At 48.9% G+C, this 17,102-nt stretch carries 15 protein-coding genes; 2 read left to right on the top strand and 13 right to left on the bottom strand.

Features of this window, described 5'->3' with window-relative positions; genetic code table 11:
- Window positions 1-261: 261 nt before the first annotated feature.
- From H6G89_RS00800 to H6G89_RS00790, 3 genes are all read right to left on the bottom strand, one after another.
- Window positions 262-2,493 carry a family 1 glycosylhydrolase gene (locus tag H6G89_RS00800; protein ID WP_190503198.1) on the bottom strand — a complete coding sequence of 744 codons (2,232 nt, stop codon included), beginning with the start codon at window positions 2,491-2,493 and terminating at the stop codon, window positions 262-264.
- A 450-nt stretch (window positions 2,494-2,943) separates the two neighbouring features.
- On the bottom strand, window positions 2,944-4,203 hold the full coding sequence (gene glf / locus H6G89_RS00795; protein ID WP_190503196.1) for a UDP-galactopyranose mutase: 1,260 nt from the start codon (window positions 4,201-4,203) through the stop codon (window positions 2,944-2,946).
- 150 nt (window positions 4,204-4,353) lie between these two features.
- On the bottom strand, window positions 4,354-5,655 hold the full coding sequence (locus H6G89_RS00790) for a glycosyltransferase family 1 protein (protein ID WP_190503194.1): 1,302 nt from the start codon (window positions 5,653-5,655) through the stop codon (window positions 4,354-4,356).
- 600 nt (window positions 5,656-6,255) lie between these two features.
- Between H6G89_RS00790 and galE the strand changes: the two genes are divergently transcribed.
- The gene (gene galE / locus H6G89_RS00785) at window positions 6,256-7,236 is read left to right on the top strand and encodes a UDP-glucose 4-epimerase GalE (RefSeq protein WP_190503824.1); all 981 of its coding nucleotides are present in this window, start codon (window positions 6,256-6,258) and stop codon (window positions 7,234-7,236) included.
- A 22-nt stretch (window positions 7,237-7,258) separates the two neighbouring features.
- On the opposite strand, the gene H6G89_RS00780 is transcribed toward galE, so the two are convergent.
- Both H6G89_RS00780 and H6G89_RS00775 read right to left on the bottom strand, forming a co-directional pair.
- The gene (locus H6G89_RS00780) at window positions 7,259-7,624 is read right to left on the bottom strand and encodes a signal peptidase I (RefSeq protein WP_190503192.1); all 366 of its coding nucleotides are present in this window, start codon (window positions 7,622-7,624) and stop codon (window positions 7,259-7,261) included.
- Window positions 7,625-7,783: 159 nt separating this feature from the next.
- Entirely contained in the window at window positions 7,784-8,776 is a 993-nt protein-coding gene (locus tag H6G89_RS00775) for a glycoside hydrolase family 43 protein (protein ID WP_190503190.1), read from the bottom strand.
- A gap of 209 nt (window positions 8,777-8,985) precedes the next feature.
- Between H6G89_RS00775 and H6G89_RS35485 the strand changes: the two genes are divergently transcribed.
- Window positions 8,986-9,114, top strand: a complete 129-nt coding sequence (locus H6G89_RS35485) for a hypothetical protein (RefSeq protein ID WP_255519330.1) — start codon at window positions 8,986-8,988, stop codon at window positions 9,112-9,114.
- A 116-nt stretch (window positions 9,115-9,230) separates the two neighbouring features.
- Here H6G89_RS35485 and H6G89_RS00770 read toward each other — a convergent pair whose 3' ends face one another.
- The 8 genes from H6G89_RS00770 to H6G89_RS00735 all read right to left on the bottom strand — a co-directional run bounded on the left by H6G89_RS00770 (window position 9,231) and on the right by H6G89_RS00735 (window position 17,044).
- Complete coding sequence (locus tag H6G89_RS00770; protein ID WP_190503188.1) at window positions 9,231-10,037, bottom strand: phytanoyl-CoA dioxygenase family protein; 807 nt, start codon at window positions 10,035-10,037, stop codon at window positions 9,231-9,233.
- Window positions 10,038-10,498: 461 nt separating this feature from the next.
- Complete coding sequence (locus tag H6G89_RS00765) at window positions 10,499-11,128, bottom strand: MarC family protein (RefSeq protein WP_190503186.1); 630 nt, start codon at window positions 11,126-11,128, stop codon at window positions 10,499-10,501.
- A gap of 396 nt (window positions 11,129-11,524) precedes the next feature.
- Window positions 11,525-11,989: a DUF4383 domain-containing protein gene (locus tag H6G89_RS00760; RefSeq protein ID WP_190503185.1), complete on the bottom strand. Its 465-nt coding sequence runs from the start codon at window positions 11,987-11,989 to the stop codon at window positions 11,525-11,527.
- Window positions 11,990-12,340: 351 nt separating this feature from the next.
- A complete protein-coding gene (gene hflX / locus H6G89_RS00755; protein WP_190503183.1) occupies window positions 12,341-14,077 on the bottom strand; it encodes a GTPase HflX in 1,737 nt (578 codons plus the stop codon).
- A 31-nt stretch (window positions 14,078-14,108) separates the two neighbouring features.
- Window positions 14,109-14,312 carry a hypothetical protein gene (locus H6G89_RS00750; protein ID WP_190503181.1) on the bottom strand — a complete coding sequence of 68 codons (204 nt, stop codon included), beginning with the start codon at window positions 14,310-14,312 and terminating at the stop codon, window positions 14,109-14,111.
- 25 nt (window positions 14,313-14,337) lie between these two features.
- Window positions 14,338-14,595, bottom strand: coding sequence for a hypothetical protein (locus H6G89_RS00745; protein ID WP_190503179.1), 258 nt, complete (start codon window positions 14,593-14,595; stop codon window positions 14,338-14,340).
- A 290-nt stretch (window positions 14,596-14,885) separates the two neighbouring features.
- A complete protein-coding gene (gene galK, locus H6G89_RS00740) occupies window positions 14,886-15,947 on the bottom strand; it encodes a galactokinase (protein ID WP_309229488.1) in 1,062 nt (353 codons plus the stop codon).
- The gene (locus H6G89_RS00735; RefSeq protein ID WP_190503177.1) at window positions 15,944-17,044 is read right to left on the bottom strand and encodes a M24 family metallopeptidase; all 1,101 of its coding nucleotides are present in this window, start codon (window positions 17,042-17,044) and stop codon (window positions 15,944-15,946) included. Before H6G89_RS00735 ends, galK begins: the two co-directional genes overlap by 4 nt.
- Window positions 17,045-17,102 lie beyond the last annotated feature (58 nt).

The raw sequence follows: 17,102 nt of genomic DNA, 5'->3' as shown, positions 1-17,102 counted from the left end.
AGCATTCATTTCCGAAATGGTGTGGGCACCTTGCCCGCGAGCGAGACGCTCATAGAGTGTGGGTATGTTACCCGCGAGCGAGACGCTCGCACTTATTTTGTTACCGGATTAATTCTTTAACGTTCATCAATAGGCTTTAATCAAATAGCCCGTAATTGTTTGTAGGCAATTATTTCAACGGGTGAAACTGAGTTACCTACCAGTGAATCTTGTTTTGAGCGTTACCTCGTCTCTCTGGAGATGTATCCTGTAGTACAAGTGTTAGTGCGGAATTTGATTGCATTCCCGTAAATAGCAGGCTATCGCCCGGTCTAAATCTGGCAACAAAACTCCCCGTTCACTGCCCAAAACGCTGTAGATGGGGCGAGGGGCAGCCAATCCCAATGTTTTGATGGAACAGGGTTGAATGGCAGAGGCATCAACTCCAGCCAATTGAGCCGTCCACCGGGCTAAATCTACCCAGGCGATCGCTCCAGGATTAGCTAGATGCCACAAGCCGCATTCACCGTCAATCAATAGATCCAGACTTGAGTTGACCAAATCGGGCACATAGGTGGGGGAAATGATCGCATCTTCAACGGCAATAAACGGTTGTCCGGCTTTGAGGGTGCGGAGGGCGATCGTCAGGAAGTTGTATTCATCCCAAGGACCAAAAAATGCGCTGGTGCGAATCATTAAGGAGCAAGGATGGTGATGCAGCACCCATTCTTCAGCTTGGGCTTTGCTATGTCCGTAGACGTTTAACGGGGCAACTCCATCACTCTCCAGATAGGGCTGATTGCGATCGCCATTAAACACCAGATCAGAAGAAAAGTTAATTAGCCCTATATTTCGTTGAGCACAAGCCTCTGCTAAAATCGCGGCTCCATCGGCATTCACGCGATAACACAGGTGGGGCTCCCGTTCAGCGTCATCAACCCGCACGTAGCCAGTCGCATTCACGACTGCCCAGGGTCGTAACTCATCCAACACCTGCTGAACATTAGAGGGATTGGTGATGTCCATATCCTGACGAGAGAGCAGGTAATAGGGAATACCGCGAATCTCGCAGATGCGGGCATAGGCTTGACCCAAGGTGCCTGTTGCGCCTGTAATCAGCAACGGTGAAGTCGCGCAGGTTGTGTTTCGCTTTTGCCGCATTTCTGGCGTTTGAGGAGCGGTTGCATCTGCCCACCCGCCCAGATCCTGCGCGTAGCTGACCGGGGGATAGAGGAGGCGTTGCGATCGCTGCCACCATCCCGGTAGATCGAGCAATGGATGATCATAGGTGCGCCCTTCAGCTAACGACTGCACCATTGTGGCGATCGCGGTAGAGCGAGGCGATGGAGAGCGGACATCAAACACACCGGGTTCGTAAAAGTTGTCATCCCGTGTGACCAGATTGTTCCAGTCGTAGGTGCCCAAGAGTGACCAAACCGTGATAGCGCGAATGTTCACATTTTCCTGGCGTAGGGTTTGTACGGCTTGCCAAACTTCCTTTAACCAGCGCAATTGCTCCTCACGGGTGCAGCCCATGTGTGCCTCGGTGATGGCAATGGGTTGTTGATAGCGTTGCCAGACTTCCTTGAGCAGCGCGACATGATCGTAAAGGCTCTCGGAACAGACCCAAACCGCTTCTACATCGGCGTATTGATGGACACTGTTGCCGCCGTGGGTATGCGGGGGATAGCGATCGAGTCGCTCATCAATAAAGCGATCGGCACAGACATAACGATTGATGCCAACAATATCGGGGATACAGGGATTGTCCTGGAACCACAGCAGTTCCTCCGTTGTAATGCCCGATCGCAGGATGTAGCCCCACAGGGGATGCGAAGCATCGACACGACCACAGAGCAAATCGAAGGAGAGCCAGCGGCGATGATTTTCGAATTCTGCCTGGTATGCCAACAACGGAGTGCTAAAGGTTTTACCTAAATCCTCAGTCTGCACCAGTTGAGCATGGGGATTGATCTGGCGGATCGCTTGCATCGAGAGAACTGTGGCGCGAGATTGATGCAGTAAGGCTTTGAGGAAACTCAAGTCATCTCGACCATGGGGATACCAGTGTCCATACAACCCACTAAAGCGGGCTGTGGTGAGTGGCTCATTTACAGGAGTGTAATAGCTGACCCAGGGATAACGTTGAGCAACGGCACGCGCATATTCGGCTAGTTTTTCTGGAAAAGCAGAATCAATCAGGCTTGTGTGACGAGGACCGCTGCCATGATGGACTAGCCCCACAATGGGACGAATCCCCAGATCATCCAGGTAGGTTAATCGTTCGTCTGCCCAAGACCAATCAGCATTTTCTAATCCATTCGGTGCAGTCCGTTCCCACAAGATGGGATAGCGAATAGCTTGAATCCCTAAGGCTGCGAAGCGATCGAGATCTTCGAGACGAGTGGCATGACCGTTGCGATCGAGCTGATCAAAATAGCGATCGCCCACCCGATTGACTGTGCATTCAATACCGCCCCACAATTCCAATGGCGAAACTTGATTTGAAGTCATAACCCTCTCACATCTCGATACACAGTACTTTTAAAAGCAGACAATACAATAAGGATTTCTGGCTCCCCCTTCTCTCAGAAGAAGAGAAGGTGAGAAGTTAAGTTTTCCGGTGTGTGTAATTTTGATAATGGTGAATGGCGAACTCCTACCTGCTGGAACCTGATCCCCAGTTCATCGCTGGATTAACGTGAGTTCTAGATAAGAGTTTGGCGGTTAAAACCGCAGCTATAGAAGTAAAACCGACCTGATGCAGTTGCAGTTAATTTGCTGTGCGTCAATCCAATTCACCCTCACCCTAAATCTCCTCCCAAAATGGGGAGAGGGACTTCAAGCCACTCTGACTCCCCTTCTCCCACTTGGGAGAAGGGGTTGGGGGATGAGGTTGAGTGAAGCTAACTCAGATGAGTAAGATGCAAGACCTAAACTGATCTATTGGAGATAACCGCACTATTACTTGGAGACTGGCGTCTTTCCGTTTGACGGTTCAGATTTACCTGAAGCCGCCGTGGTCGTTAAGGGGCGATCGCCTGCATTCATAGGAGTTTTGCCAGTGCGAGGAACGGCAGTTTTGGGGCTTCTTGCTTTAGCAGCGGCAGTTTCCTCATCGGGATGCCAGCTTGACCGTTCTGCCAATTGGGCATAGAGTGCCAATGCTTGAGCCACAACCTGATCCATGTTGTAGTACTTATACGTTGCCAACCGTCCGACAAAATGAACGTTGGGTGTTGCGTCTGCTAATGCTTTGTATTGCTTATACAGTTCAGCGTTTTCAGGACGCGGTACAGGATAGTAGGGATCGCCTTCGGCTCTGGGATACTCGTACACGATGCTGGTTTTGGGATGCTCCTGTCCGGTCAAATATTTGAACTCGGTGACACGGGTGTAGAGGTGCTCGTTGGGATAGTTGATCACCGCTTGAGGCTGATGCACTGGCTCGTTGAGGGTTTCGTGTTTGAATTCGAGCGATCGATAGGGCAGCTTGCCATAGCGGTAATCAAAGAAGCTATCTACTGGGCCCGTGTAAATCATTTGCTTGTAGGGAATGAAGTTTTGGATCTCACGGTAATCGGTGTTAAGCATGACTTTGATGTTGGGATGATCTAACATCCGCTCAAACATCCGAGTGTAGCCATGGAGCGGCATCGCCTGATAGGTATCGGTAAAGTAGCGATCGTCGCGATTGGTGCGGGTGGGAACTCGTGCTGTTACCGATTTATCTAACTCAGAGGGGTCGATGTCCCACTGTTTGCGAGTGTAGTTGCGGAAAAATTTTTCGTACAATTCCCGTCCTACTTTGCTGACCACTACATCTTCAGAGGTACGAATATATTCCTTGGATTCTGCAACAGAAGCAAAAAATTCAGCAACTTCAAACGATGTGAGATTCAACCCATATAGTTTGTTGATTGTGTCCAGGTTGATGGGGATCGGTACTAATTGTCCATCAACACTAGCAAGGACACGGTGTTCATAACGTCGCCATTCTGTAAAGTTAGATAAATATTCAAACACATCTCGCGAGTTGGTATGAAAGATGTGTGGACCGTATTTATGAACTAAAATTCCAGATTCGTTGTAATGGTCGTAAGCATTACCAGCAATGTGATTGCGGATATCCACAACTAAAACTTTTTTGTCGCTTTGGTTTGCCAATCGCTCTGCTAAAACACTGCCAGCGAATCCTGCACCGACAATTAGATAATCGAACATAACGGTATTCCTTAAGGATGTATGTGTTAAATTGCCAGTTGACGATCATTGGGGTGAATCACCCCAGAGAGGAACTGAATTGCATCGCTATGATTTGCGATGAGGTTTGTGATGGTTGGGTTTGTAATGGTGTCGTTGTTTAAACACTCTTTAAGCCACTACAGGCTGCTGCTGAGAGGAGCGATGAGAAGCTTGAGTATTGGCGGCGATCGCGCCTTCAATCAATTCGTTCATAGCCTGCCAGGTTTTATCCCAGGAGGTTTGTGCGAGAAATGCATCAACCCGATTGAGCCAGCCTGGTTGGGTTTGTTTTTGCTCCAGAGCTGAGGCGATCGCCGCTACAAACTCTGGAACGGTGTCCGCAATATGGACTAACTTCTCCTCACCATAGGGGCGCACCACATCCCGAATCGACGTTGAGACAACGGGCTTGCCCGCCGCCAGATATTCGGGAGTTTTCGTTGGGCTAATGAAACGAGTGGATTCATTGCGGGCAAAAGGTAGCAATGCTACATCCCACCCTGCCAAATAGATTGGCAATTCTTGGTAGGATTTACCACCCAAATAATGGATGTTGGGATGACGGGGCACAATGGCTGGATCAATTTTGACGATGGGACCAACAATCACTAAGTGCCAATCGGGACGGGCTTCAGCGATCCCAGCGAGCAAATCGAGATCCATTCGTTCGTCAACCACACCATAGAAGCCCATGCGAGGATGGGGAATGTCAGCTTGATCAGCAGGATCGGTTAACTTGCCTCTTGCCTGGGCAAAGTGAGCGGCATCAATGCTGCTGGGAAAAGCATAAACGTTAGGGTGCTGATGTTGTTTTGCCTCATACAGGCTACGACCTCCTGTAAACACCAGATCAGCCAGTTTAAACAGATGGGCTTCACGGGCTTGCAACTGAGGGTGGGCTCCTTTGAAGGCGGATAGCTCATCCATACAGTCATACACAACGGCTGATGATGGTAGGTGATGGGTAAAGGGTACTGCCATGGGGGTGTAGTACCACAAAATAGGAGCTTGAATCTGAGCTTCTGCAAATAATTCGTTTAACAACTGTTGTTGGAGGCTGATGGACTGTTCTTCACTTAATCCTTCAGGAAGATATGGTATAACTACCCAAACACCACACTCGCGCCTGCTAACGTCTAGCCAGAAGGAATCATCTGGGCTGGCGAGCGGTTCTTCTACAACAAAAACTCTGCGAGTTTTGGCACAACGGCTGAGTAGATGTTGTGGACGTTGATAGACAAAATCCCATCGGAGATGAGAGAAACAAACTAAATCAGGGATATTCAGATTTGGCTCTAAAACTAGCTTTTCAGACCACCGTAAATGGGTTAATGAGGTGTTGTCTTGTGAAGTGGTGTTGTTTTGAATGTGCTCGAGTGATGACCCTATTAATCCATCTTCTTTACTGATGTGGTTACTGTTTATGGACATTTGTTACCCCTGAAGCGATGAACTTAATTAGTAATTAGATTGGTTGAGCTATCGACTTTAGAATCGACTTGAAAATGATTAGGCTGTGAATGCAGCATCTTCATCGCTGAGATCTCACGAATAATACTTGTAATTAAGCTTGTGATTCACCGTTCTAACAACGCTCAGTCTTGTAAGTCTGCTGTCTAATTTTTCTTGTTTCTCATTCATGTTTTTCAATAAAACTTGTGCTTCTAGAAGGAATAACAGCTTTAAACCTTGTTATACGTCTTCTTAAAGATGGGTTTTTACAAATCAGAAGCAAGAGTTTTTATGTCAAGCTCAAGTGCCTTTAAAAAACAGTAAACTTTTCCAAAGAAAAACTTTTTTTGTATCGTTTTAGGTGCGATCGCCTGTGTTTATCCATACATTTAAACTTCATTTGACGAAGCTTCTGTATCTCTGCTTCAACGGTCTGGGCAGGATCGATCTGCTCAAGAGCTTGTGGCTCGTTATCTCGCCGCAGATAGGTTACAAATTCTACTGATTGATTAGTGTTAAAAGGCAGGAGAATGCCGATAAGCAGATTTAGCAGAGGTTAGTAAGGTGTCTGATCGATCGATGATTTTAGTGACTGGCGGAGCGGGATATATTGGCTCTCATGCGGTGTTAGCCCTGCAACAAGCGGGATATGATGTCCTGGTGCTCGACAACCTGTCTAATGGACACCGAGAACTGGTAGAGCAGGGATTAAAGGTGAAGTTGATTGTGGGTGATATTAGCGATCGCCCCCTCCTGGATAACCTCTTTGCTACTTACCCGATCGCGGCTGTGATGCACTTTGCCGCGTATATTGCGGTAGGTGAATCGGTGACTGATCCCGGCAAATACTATCGCAATAATGTGACGGGAACGCTGACCCTGCTGGAGGCAATGGTTGCAGCATCAATCAAACACTTTGTGTTTTCTTCGACCTGTGCGCTCTACGGCAATCCTAAGTTTGTACCCATTACAGAAGACCATCCTCAAGACCCAATCAGCCCTTACGCCAGCAGTAAGCAGATGGTCGAGCGCATCCTGGCGGACTTTGATGTTGCTTACGGGTTGAAGTCTGTCCGATTCCGTTACTTTAATGCTGCCGGGGCTGATCCGGGTGGGTTGCTGGGCGAAGACCATGAACCTGAAACTCACCTCATTCCGCTGGTGCTGCTGGCTGCCCTGGGCAAGCGAGACAGTATTTCGATCTTGGGCACAGACTATCCCACAGAAGATGGAACCTGCGTCCGAGATTACATTCACGTCAATGACTTAGCTCAGGCGCATGTGTTGGGGCTAAAGTATCTGCAAAACGGTGGTGATAGTGATGTGTTTAATTTGGGCAATGGCAGTGGTTTCTCGGTGCGGGATGTGATTGAAGCGGCTCAAAAGGTAGCACAGCGAGAGATCAACGTGATAGAGCGCGATCGCCGACCTGGTGATCCGCCCGTTTTGGTGGGCAGCAGTGATAAGGCTCGCACTGTATTAGGGTGGCAACCCCAATACGCCGACCTGACCCAAATTCTCACCCATGCGTGGCAATGGCACCAGAAGCGACATCAGTAGTATTCTGACCAGAGCGATCATTTCACGACGACTGAGAAGGCCATCTCACTGTCAACACAACAGAAGCTTCTTCGGCGTGCCAGGAGTGAGTCACACCCGGAAGCCACAGCACATAGTCTCCCTGGGATGAGAGGACAATTTCACCATCTGGAAACTGAAGACAAAATCGACCGCTAATCAGAATTGAGATGGTTGTCACTGTTGCAGGTTCTGTCCAGTCCGATCGCTTATCACCTGCGGCATGAATGCCCCACTTCACCTCGATATCTGAGGTCGAACGAGGATCATCGGGTGGGGTAATAAAGTCGCCAATAAACCATCCCCGTCGCTCGCCCCCCTCCCGCTGAGCGTTGCCAGTGACAACCCCTGCAATTAGATTTGTGTTCATGCATCTAGATCAATCATCAGTTGCAATCTTGCGCGAAGAAAATGAAGCTATCTTCTATCTAGCGGCAGCTTTACGATCCTATAGCACCTGTCGAGCAATTGAGATAGGGGGTGTGGGACTGCACCCCTATCCAGAGAAGAGATTTCACGTGATTTGATATTACGCTTTTGCATTCAGTGTTTGGGGTGTCCAGGTTGGTCCCTGACAACGAGGGCCATTGGGAGTCCAGAGCAGCACATCAATGCACATACGACGGGCTACCATTCCGGTGTCCCAGGCATGGTACACCACGTATTCGGCTTGACCATCAGGACTCAAGGCGATCGAGTTGTGACCGGGACCTAACACATAACCCGGATGCGATCGCAGCACACGCGGTCCTGATTCATTCCCAGCATCCGAATAGGGACCCATCACGTTGTTAGCAATCCCATAATCAACGCCATAGCTGTCTGTTTCCCAGCGTCCACCACTATAGAAACAGTAATAACGATTGTTGTGTTTGCGAACACAAGGACCCTCTAAGGTATGCCAATCGTAGATGCCACCATACATCGGGCGATTCGCTAAAAACCGTTGCCAGTCGTGACGCGCTCGCAGCACCATCTTGGTTTCCCCGGCTAACGTTGTCATGGTTAACAGGCGATCGACCACTAAGGCGGTTCCTGCCCGAACCCCATTCTCGGCATCTAAAAAATCTTGAGCGTAAAAGAGATACCACTGACCATCATCGTCACGAAAAGGACTGGGATCGATCGCAAAAGCACAGGTGTTTAGGTCAACGAGGGGTTTCCCAGAATCTTGATAGGGTCCTAATGGATCAGGGCTAGTCGCAACCCGTAACTGATGATGTTTGTCCTCGTGCCCAACGGAGTAGTAGAGATAGAAAGTGCCCTCGTGGTATGCCACTTCTGGTGCCCAAAAGTTATCGCCCAATGCAGGGTCAGGACGTTGTAGTGCGTTTCCGGCAAACTGCCAGTTCACTAAATCGGGCGATCGCAACAGGGGAAAAACCCGCTGTTTGTGAAGTTCATCCACTTGCCCTGCGGCTTCAGCTGGACCTGTACCGATCGCATAGTAGATGCCTTGATGTCGCCAAACGAATGGATCGGCGAAATAGTTGGGATAAATGGGGTTGGTGTAGGTTGTCATTAGTTAATCGTCAACCGTGATTGGTCAATCGTCAGTTGTCATTGGTCAGTTGTTATTGGTCAATTGTTATTGGTCAATCGTCAGTTGTTATTGGTCAATTGTTAATGGTCAATCGTCAGTTGTTATTGGTCAATTGTTAATGGTCAATCGTCAGTTGTTATTGGTCAGTTGTTATTGGTCAATCGTCAGTTGTCAATCGTCAATTGTTAATGGTCAATCGTCAGTTGTTAATGGTCAATCGTCAGTTGTCAATCGTCAACCGTGATTGGTCAATCGTCAGTTGTCATTGGTCAATTGTTATTGGTCAGTGGTATGCGCTGACGCTACCAGCACTCTAAATGGCTACTTACAGCGATTCTGGTAGGGTGGGCACTGCCCACCTTTATCAAAAGCTGACTTAGAAATCCCCCTTAAAAGGGGGATGCTGTAGGTAAGGGGGATCTCTGGCGGATTGTTAATACGCGAAGTTGATGTAGGTTTCTGTCGCGTTTTCTGACAATCGTTCTACGGTTTGACACCGCAGTAACTCCTGAAGTTGTGGCGACAAGTTATTGTAATAATCCTGTTCCAGGGTTAAATCTACCTTGTGGGTGTGGAGCCAGTGCATTACGTAACCCATCACGATCATGGGACGAGGTTCTGGTGTCAGATTAGGCGTGCCGCGATGCAGTGCTAGAGGCGATCGCACCATGACATCTCCGGGTTGTAAATAAAACTGCTCCATCGAAATCTCACCCGCTCGAACTTTGACCAATCCTTCTTCTCGTGGCAAGACGTGGGTTCCCCGTGCCATTTCAAAAGGACCGTTGTCGGCTGTCACTTCTACAAGCGAAAAATTGACTGCAACGGCATATAAAGGAGTGACGATTTGATCGGTGAAGAGGGGACGAAAATCGCGGTGAACTTCTTGATATTCAGACCCCTGCATGGGAATGTCAGCGGCTAACTGCACCAGCTTATATTCCTGATAAAAGATGCGATCGAGTAAACCTAAGATTGTTGGATTTGCAAACACCTCAGGATTTGCAAAGGGAGCCACCCACGGCAATGTAATGTAACCCCGTGCTTTTCCTCTGGGAGCCACTCCACCGGGTTGCTGTTGTCGCTGTTGAAATAGTGCATCAAAAGCATCTTTCCACTCTGCAATCAACTCGCGATCGAATAATCCACGAAGAATACAAATTCCATCTCGGTTTAAATCTTCTGCTAATTGATCTAAATCAGTTGCACTAAATTTAGCTGTATTGATACTCTGAACCATGTTACTGTCCGCTTCACTTTGAGACGTTGGGGCTAACTCTCGCGTGCTGTCAAACTTGCCGACAGAGCAAAATGTAACCCTCTATACGATCCCTATTCTCCCCATGGGTAGAGGCGGAATGGCAGTAGCATCGCTAATTCTTCAAAAATCTCAATTTCTTTGTGCAAGTAAAGATCAAATCAGGGATTTAAGGAATCGAGGTAGTCCTATTTAGGAAAGGATGGGAACTAAGAGAGCGAGAGTGAGACGGTGTGAGCGTAGGCATTTCGCACTCTCTCACCCTCTCACCATTCGGCGTTGCTGAAATGACAAATGATACGTAAATTCCCAACGTGAGCGAGACGCTCACCCTATCGGGATCATCACAAGGGAGTGCGAGCATCTTGCTCGCGATTTCATATCCTCAATCAGCAACGCCCACCATTCTTCCCTCCAGGGCACTATCAATGCACAATCCTAAGTCAGCGTGGACCAAGAGCCGTTTTGAGAACGACCGTTGTTCCATTCACCACATATTGCACCGCTAATGCTGCCAGTAGCACTCCCAACACTCGTGTGATCACATTAATTCCTGTTTTGCCAAAGGCAAAGGCTAACCGTTTTGAGAGACGAAACAAAAGATAGGCGATCGCCAATACCACCACTACAATCGCCATAATTGCCACCAAACTAGAACCGTGACCATCTGCTTCACTCGTTAGAATCAGCAGACTTGCCAGGGTTCCTGGTCCTGCAATTAGCGGAATTGCCAGCGGAAAGGTGCTGATATCCTCTCGCAATTGTGCTTCTTGCTCTTCCTCGGCGGTTTCTCGTTCTCGATGCGCAAACACCATATCAACGGCGATTTTTAACAGCAGTAGCCCACCAGCAACTTGAAACGCTTCAATGCTGATTCCCAGATAGCGCAGCAGCCAATTACCAATCAGGGCAAAAATCAGCAGAATGCTACCTGCTATTAAAACAGCTTGGCGGGCAATGCGCTCTTGCTGAGCGGATGTATACTTGCCAGCTAAGGTGATGAAGATCGGTACTAGTCCAACGGGGTCAATGACCACCAGGAGTGTCAGGAATGCTCTGGCGAGAAAAGACATAGCGTTCGATTGAGTAAATTAACGTCAGTTCGTTTAAGAGCCCGGCGAATGAATTCGCGGCTACTAAAGCGAAGTCCGCCGACGCAGACTCCGGAAAATGCAGGATTTGACGAACCGACGCAGGTCGGTTTTGCTTCTATAGCGGCGGTTTTAACCGCCGAAATCTGATCCCGAATTCACGTTAAATTACTTTGAGAGCAGCAATAGACCAACCGATTTGAACTGCTGCACTCCTGTGACGACTGCGGGGGAACTGCTATAGAAACAGGGCTACCCCACACCTTGCAGCAAGCTTAATGTAGAGTGCTGCAAGACATGAGGTATTGTGCGGTTGATTGAATGTGGAGCTTTCAATTAGAGATGATCAGCTAGACATCTGTGTACCAAATCTTAGTCTTATCGGATAGAGGTGGCTTGTTTGCTGGCGTTGTCTTCGCGCAGTTCTGCCAGATCAGGAGTAGCGATAAACCCAAAGTAAGTGGCGATCGCGGCTGTGATGGCGTGCAACCAGATGTCGTTACCAAAGATAGGGATTAAACCAAACGTGGATTGTGTTGGGGGAAATAACCCAAAGAGCACGAGTGCTCCATAGAAGAGTGCCAATCCACCGCTAAAGAGGCGAGCACTGCCTAAGGAAATGGAGGCAAAGATGCCCGCAAGCCCCACGCTTAGGTGAATAATATTGTGTAAAAAGTTGATGGGAAATAACCCCATGAGATAGCCATATCCGGTTGTGAAGCTTAGATTGACTGAATCTGGATCAGCGACGGGGGGAGTGACCAGACCCGGAATAAATCCTGATACGCCAACGAGCACGTACATAATTCCAATAATCAACGCAAAGTATTGTCCTGGTTTCATAGTTGTCCTCCTGGAGGTTTAGTTAAATATCGGATTGCCGTTAAATGTAGGGTGGATGTGGCGTAACCCATACAGGATTGAGGTTTCACCATCTGCCCAACGCTATAGTTCATGGCAGAAGTTCATGAGATATAGCGGTAGCTACTAAGACTGAAATGGGTTGCAGAGTTCTATCCCCGACTAGGGCACACCTCTTAACTTAGATGGCGATCGCCACAGATTCGCCATGCATTAGACATACTTGGTCTGGGTCAGAAGGGGTAGTTGAGCTACTTCAAAGGACGGATTATAGCGGTAGCGACATGTGATGGGGCGGAGGTAGGTCAGAATCAAATCAATTCAAGAATTGCTCTATCCCATCGGGCGAGATGAGGTTATGGGAGCAGCACCTGCCAGTTGCACTAATCGTTGTCGCAAGGTTTCTAAGCCAAGCCGTTCAACGGCGGAAATAAAGACTGCATTGGGGTAGGTTTGCTGCGCTTGAGCCAGGGTTTCGCTGTCGGTTTGGTCGATTTTGTTGAATACCAGCAGGGCATCGGGTGGCATGGCAGGCAGATCAGACAAAACCTCTTCGACGGATTGGATGTGCCGTTCCCAAGCGGGATGAGACAAATCCACGACATGCAACAGCGCATCGGCTTCGGTGACTTCTTCTAACGTGGCACGGAAGGCATCCATCAACGCAGGTGGTAGATGGTGGATAAAACCAACGGTATCGGTGAGTAGGAGATCGTAGCGATCGCCCATCTCAGGATTCGTAATCGTCAGTTTGCGAGTGGTCGGATCAAGCGTGGCGAACAGTTGATCCGCTGTGTAGATATCTGATTGTGTTAACACATTCAGCAGAGTTGATTTTCCGGCGTTGGTATAGCCGACTAAGGCGATCGCGGGTAGATCCTGGCGATCGCGCTGGTGGCGTAGACGGGCGCGGTGCGCTTGAAGCTGATCCACTTCATGTTGGAGTTGGGCAATGCGGCGTTGAATGGTGCGGCGTTCAGTTTCCAACTTGGTTTCACCCGGACCCCGAGTTCCGATTCCGGCACCCAGGCGAGACATTTCTTGTCCACGTCCGCGCAACCGGGGCAGCATGTATTCCAACTGGGCTAACTCTACTTGCAGTTTGCCTGCTTGCGATCGCGCTCGTTGAGCAAAAATGTCCAAAATCACTCCGGTGCGATCGACCACCCGTAACCCAATGTGTTCTTCTAAGTTGCGGGCTTGAGTCGCAGAAATATCTTGGTTGAAGACGATTAAATTTGCTCCAGATCGCTGAGCTTCTAGCGTTGTTTCTTCTACTTTGCCGTGACCCACAACGGTTTGTGGATCAGGGCGAGAGCGTTTTTGCTGCACCAGTCCAACTACTTCGCCTTTGGCACTCTCCACCAGTCGCACTAATTCGCTAATACTGTCCTGAAATTGTTGGTCGGTCATGCCATCAACCTGTACCCCTACCAACAACACGCGATCGCGGTCGGATGGGACGGTTTGGGAAGCGGCAATATCAAATCCAGCAGCTTGAATGTCCTGTTCCCAGTCGTGGATGCGATCGCCAAAGTCTTCTTCATACAATGCTTCCAGGCTGATCGGCTCCACGACCCAGGGTTGCTCTATATCGGGGACGATGTGTGCCAGATAGACCTCTTGAACGGAGTGATCTCCGTTCTTATGTCCGTGCGCTTTGGATGCCACCTTTAGCACAACGAGTGCGTCCAATCGTTGTCGCATCATGGCAATAAAGGCACTGGTATCAGGTGGTTGGAACTGAGCTACGAGACAACGAATTCCGCTGAAGCGTTTACTGCCTGCACCGCCACTACGACGAGGCAGATCGGCCTCAGCCAGTTGGGTTTGCATCGGAGTACCGACACTAACTCGCACCACCTGCCCTCGCCGATTGACATAACAACAAATCGGTTGGTGAATAGTTTGGCTCAGGGTCGCTAGATGGTTTGTAAACTCAGGGGTAATGAAGCGTTCACTTAATGTCTCGGTTGGAGAATCGCCAGATAGCTCTGTGTCATACAACTCTTCCAGTTGCTTAATCTGACTCGACTTTATGCCCTGAAGACTACCGTAAACCGTTGCCATAATTTGTACTCGTTACACGCGGTTAAATTTTTTAAAGCCAATCTATCAGGAAAGCCCCATCTTCTAAGGTCAATGGTTGATCTTCGGGTGTCATAATCTCGATTTCAAGATCGGGTTGAGCAGTGAATAGTCCTAACCTGATTTGTTCTTCCAAAATAGAAAGTAGAGTGTCGATTTCTTCTAATGATTGATGAATCATCTCTACATTATTTTGAGGTTGTAATTCACTGCTCATAATCAATTTGCTGTTGATTTGGATACTAGACACCTGCTGGAACTTTCCGATTGCGGGGAAAGTGGATGCCCTCCCGCTTCTGAGGATGACTGAGTAATTGCTCAAAGCGACCGCTTAACCAGTTAAACCCTTTCCCTAAACACTGGGGACAGGCTTCACCAAAAGCGTCGCCTTGATCGTTACAGATGATAACTTTTGCTTCTGTCGGTTCAAAAAAATGGTTGCAAATTAAGCAAAATTGTTTTTGGGACAGAGCACGATTACACTCAATTTGAAGTTGCATAGTTTTTGAAATAGAGTCAATTTTGTTAATCTATTACTGTCTCCTCTCTTTAAGAATAAGAACTTAATGACCAATTGACTTCTGGCTTGAGGGTGAGTATTAGCAAGGTTTTTAGTCGTCTTCTATACAGAAAACAGGTTTCAAACAAAGGTTTCTGTAAAAATCCTATTTGAGTGATTACAGCCGTAACCACATTCGGTAGGGCGAAGGCGAGTCAGGAAGCTTTCCCAGCATCCGGGTTTGAGCCTGATAGCCAAAATTTATTTGTCAACTGTGTAGAACGAGCAGATTTAACCCACCAAGATCAGTCCTTTGTGTCCCAGTTGGTTGTATTGAGTGAGCCCTTTTTGGGCGATCGTTTTGCCCTCACCCAATCTGACTAACGCTACACAAGCCCCACCAAATCCGGCTCCCGTCAGACGTGCGCCAAAAACTCCCGGTGTGTTTTGTAGGATATCTACGAGCTGATCTAATGCAGGGACAGATACTTCGTAATCGTCTCGCAAACTCGCATGGGAGGCATTCATCAGTTCACCAAAGGTTTCGGCGGAGATGCCATCCAATACCTTAAGAACTCGGTTATTTTCAGTGATGACATGGCGTGCCCGTTTGCGAATTGGGTCAGGTAGAGAGTCTGTCACTTGAGGATTGCTCACATCACGCAGTGCCTTTACTCCAAATTGACGCGCCGCTTCTTCACACTCTGCCCGCCGCTGGTTATAGCCGCTACTTGCCAGCGATCGCGCCACACCGCTATCAATCACCACAATCTCTGCCCCCTCTGGAAAGGGGAGAATTTTGCGATCAAGGGTGCGAGTATCGAGAAACAGCATATGTTCGGTGTCTGCCAGGCTAGATGCCATCTGGTCGAGAATGCCACAACTTACTCCAGCATATTGAATCTCGGCTTGTTGCCCCAGTTGAGCGATTTTGACATCGTCTAAGTTGAGATTGAGGAGCGATCGCAACCCCCGCAGCGTAGCGACTTCTAACGCTGCACTGCTGGATAGCCCTGACCCAATGGGGACGGAGGAGTTAACAAATATATTGAGCGGAGGAATTTTGTGTCCGGATTGCTCCAATACACGAATGCATCCGTCAACGTAGCGGGCAAATCCAGTTGGCGTTGATTCGCTAGGACCGATATCAACCTGCTCCTCTAGATTAGCGGAGTAGAAGTGGTGGCGATCGTTGGGACTGCGACCGATCGCCACAGTCGTATGTTGGGGAATGGCAGTCGGCAATACAAAGCCGTCGTTGTAATCGGTGTGTTCGCCGAGTAGATTAACTCGTCCGGGGGCACTGGCTTCAACGTCAGGGGCAGCATTAAAAATTTGAATGTAGTCCATCATCGCTCCAGGGGCAATGGTCGTAAACGTCCTTCAATCTCAGCCGTTTGCCAGTTGGGGTCAACGGTGAGGTTTTCTAAACGACCGTCTTCCAGCAACACAAACGTATCTTCGATTTTCGCTCCTGGCAAGCTGGGGTTCCATGCCATAACGGTGTTGGCAGCCAGTACATCTGATGCGGTGGGGTTGGCGATCGCTTCCCGTGACAGATACCCAGTTGTGCCACCCTGATGGTGCTCCCGAATGGCGTTGGGATAGCCCTGCTTGTCGTAAGCCTGGGCGATCGCTTCATATACCTGGCTTAGCGGTGTGCCAACTTTGCAAGCATTTAATAGAGCCGCTTCGACTTGCCCTACAGAGTGGTGTAAGTTGGCTTCATCACTGGATAGGGAACCGAAACAAACAAATCGCGTGAGGTTGGCATATAAGCCATACCCCCGTGCGCAGAACACCAGCATGGCTTGGCGACCAATGGGTTCTTGAGTCGGTAGGGGATGGCGATAAATGGGTAAACGGCGATCGCCTGCGACTAGAGTGAGTGCCGGATGCAATCCCCTTGCCCAAAGAGCCTCTGCGCCTGCCCCTGCCAGTTGATATTCAGTCCAATCGGGTTGAGCCTTCAACATCACCTCGGTCATGGCTTCACTGGCAAGTCGCCCGACCTCTCGGTAGCGATCGAGTTCGCTGGGAAGCATGATTCGCTTTTGTTGGATCAGTGAGGGTGGTAAAGCGGATTCGTTGCTGGTGGGGCGATCGGTGAGAACTTTGCCGTCTCCTGTTGCCTCACGAACAAACGTCTCCTGTTTAGAACTGTCTGCCCAGGGATGAACAAAGAGTTTATAAGGACTGCCCTCATCGGGTAGTTCTTCATCTTTGAGCCGCTGCGCTTCAATCTCGTTGGTCAGTATCCAGGCGTCGGTTGCCGTTACCAATACCTCTGCGACCCCGGTTTCAGCTGCTAATAACACCATGTTCGATCCACCTGCGGTTGCCCAGGCAAACCAATCAATCCCACGCAGCCAAATTCCAGCCGCTTGCGTGTCTTGCAGGGCTTGCCGCATTCGCTCTAGTTTGAAGGAAATTTCTTCTGACCGATTCATGAGATTCAGTTGCTTCTTTAAGGTATAGAAGCCGGAGTTCTTTAAAAAACTCCGACTT

The organism is Oscillatoria sp. FACHB-1407 (assembly GCF_014697545.1).
Taxonomy (GTDB): Bacteria; Cyanobacteriota; Cyanobacteriia; order Elainellales; family Elainellaceae; genus FACHB-1407.
This window is presented reverse-complemented; position numbering and strand designations above follow the sequence as displayed.

Coding starts and splice junctions, on each gene's coding strand:
- H6G89_RS00770 (WP_190503188.1), bottom strand. CDS start 10,037: ATGGTTCAGAGTATCAATACAGCTAAATTTAGTGCAACTGATTTAGAT.
- galE (WP_190503824.1), top strand. CDS start 6,256: ATGATTTTAGTGACTGGCGGAGCGGGATATATTGGCTCTCATGCGGTG.
- H6G89_RS35485 (WP_255519330.1), top strand. CDS start 8,986: ATGGTCAATCGTCAGTTGTTAATGGTCAATCGTCAGTTGTCAATCGTC.
- H6G89_RS00790 (WP_190503194.1), bottom strand. CDS start 5,655: ATGTCCATAAACAGTAACCACATCAGTAAAGAAGATGGATTAATAGGG.
- H6G89_RS00745 (WP_190503179.1), bottom strand. CDS start 14,595: ATGCAACTTCAAATTGAGTGTAATCGTGCTCTGTCCCAAAAACAATTT.
- H6G89_RS00800 (WP_190503198.1), bottom strand. CDS start 2,493: ATGACTTCAAATCAAGTTTCGCCATTGGAATTGTGGGGCGGTATTGAA.
- H6G89_RS00780 (WP_190503192.1), bottom strand. CDS start 7,624: ATGAACACAAATCTAATTGCAGGGGTTGTCACTGGCAACGCTCAGCGG.
- H6G89_RS00760 (WP_190503185.1), bottom strand. CDS start 11,989: ATGAAACCAGGACAATACTTTGCGTTGATTATTGGAATTATGTACGTG.
- H6G89_RS00750 (WP_190503181.1), bottom strand. CDS start 14,312: ATGAGCAGTGAATTACAACCTCAAAATAATGTAGAGATGATTCATCAA.
- H6G89_RS00775 (WP_190503190.1), bottom strand. CDS start 8,776: ATGACAACCTACACCAACCCCATTTATCCCAACTATTTCGCCGATCCA.
- hflX (WP_190503183.1), bottom strand. CDS start 14,077: ATGGCAACGGTTTACGGTAGTCTTCAGGGCATAAAGTCGAGTCAGATT.
- H6G89_RS00735 (WP_190503177.1), bottom strand. CDS start 17,044: ATGAATCGGTCAGAAGAAATTTCCTTCAAACTAGAGCGAATGCGGCAA.
- H6G89_RS00765 (WP_190503186.1), bottom strand. CDS start 11,128: ATGTCTTTTCTCGCCAGAGCATTCCTGACACTCCTGGTGGTCATTGAC.
- glf (WP_190503196.1), bottom strand. CDS start 4,203: ATGTTCGATTATCTAATTGTCGGTGCAGGATTCGCTGGCAGTGTTTTA.
- galK (WP_309229488.1), bottom strand. CDS start 15,947: ATGATGGACTACATTCAAATTTTTAATGCTGCCCCTGACGTTGAAGCC.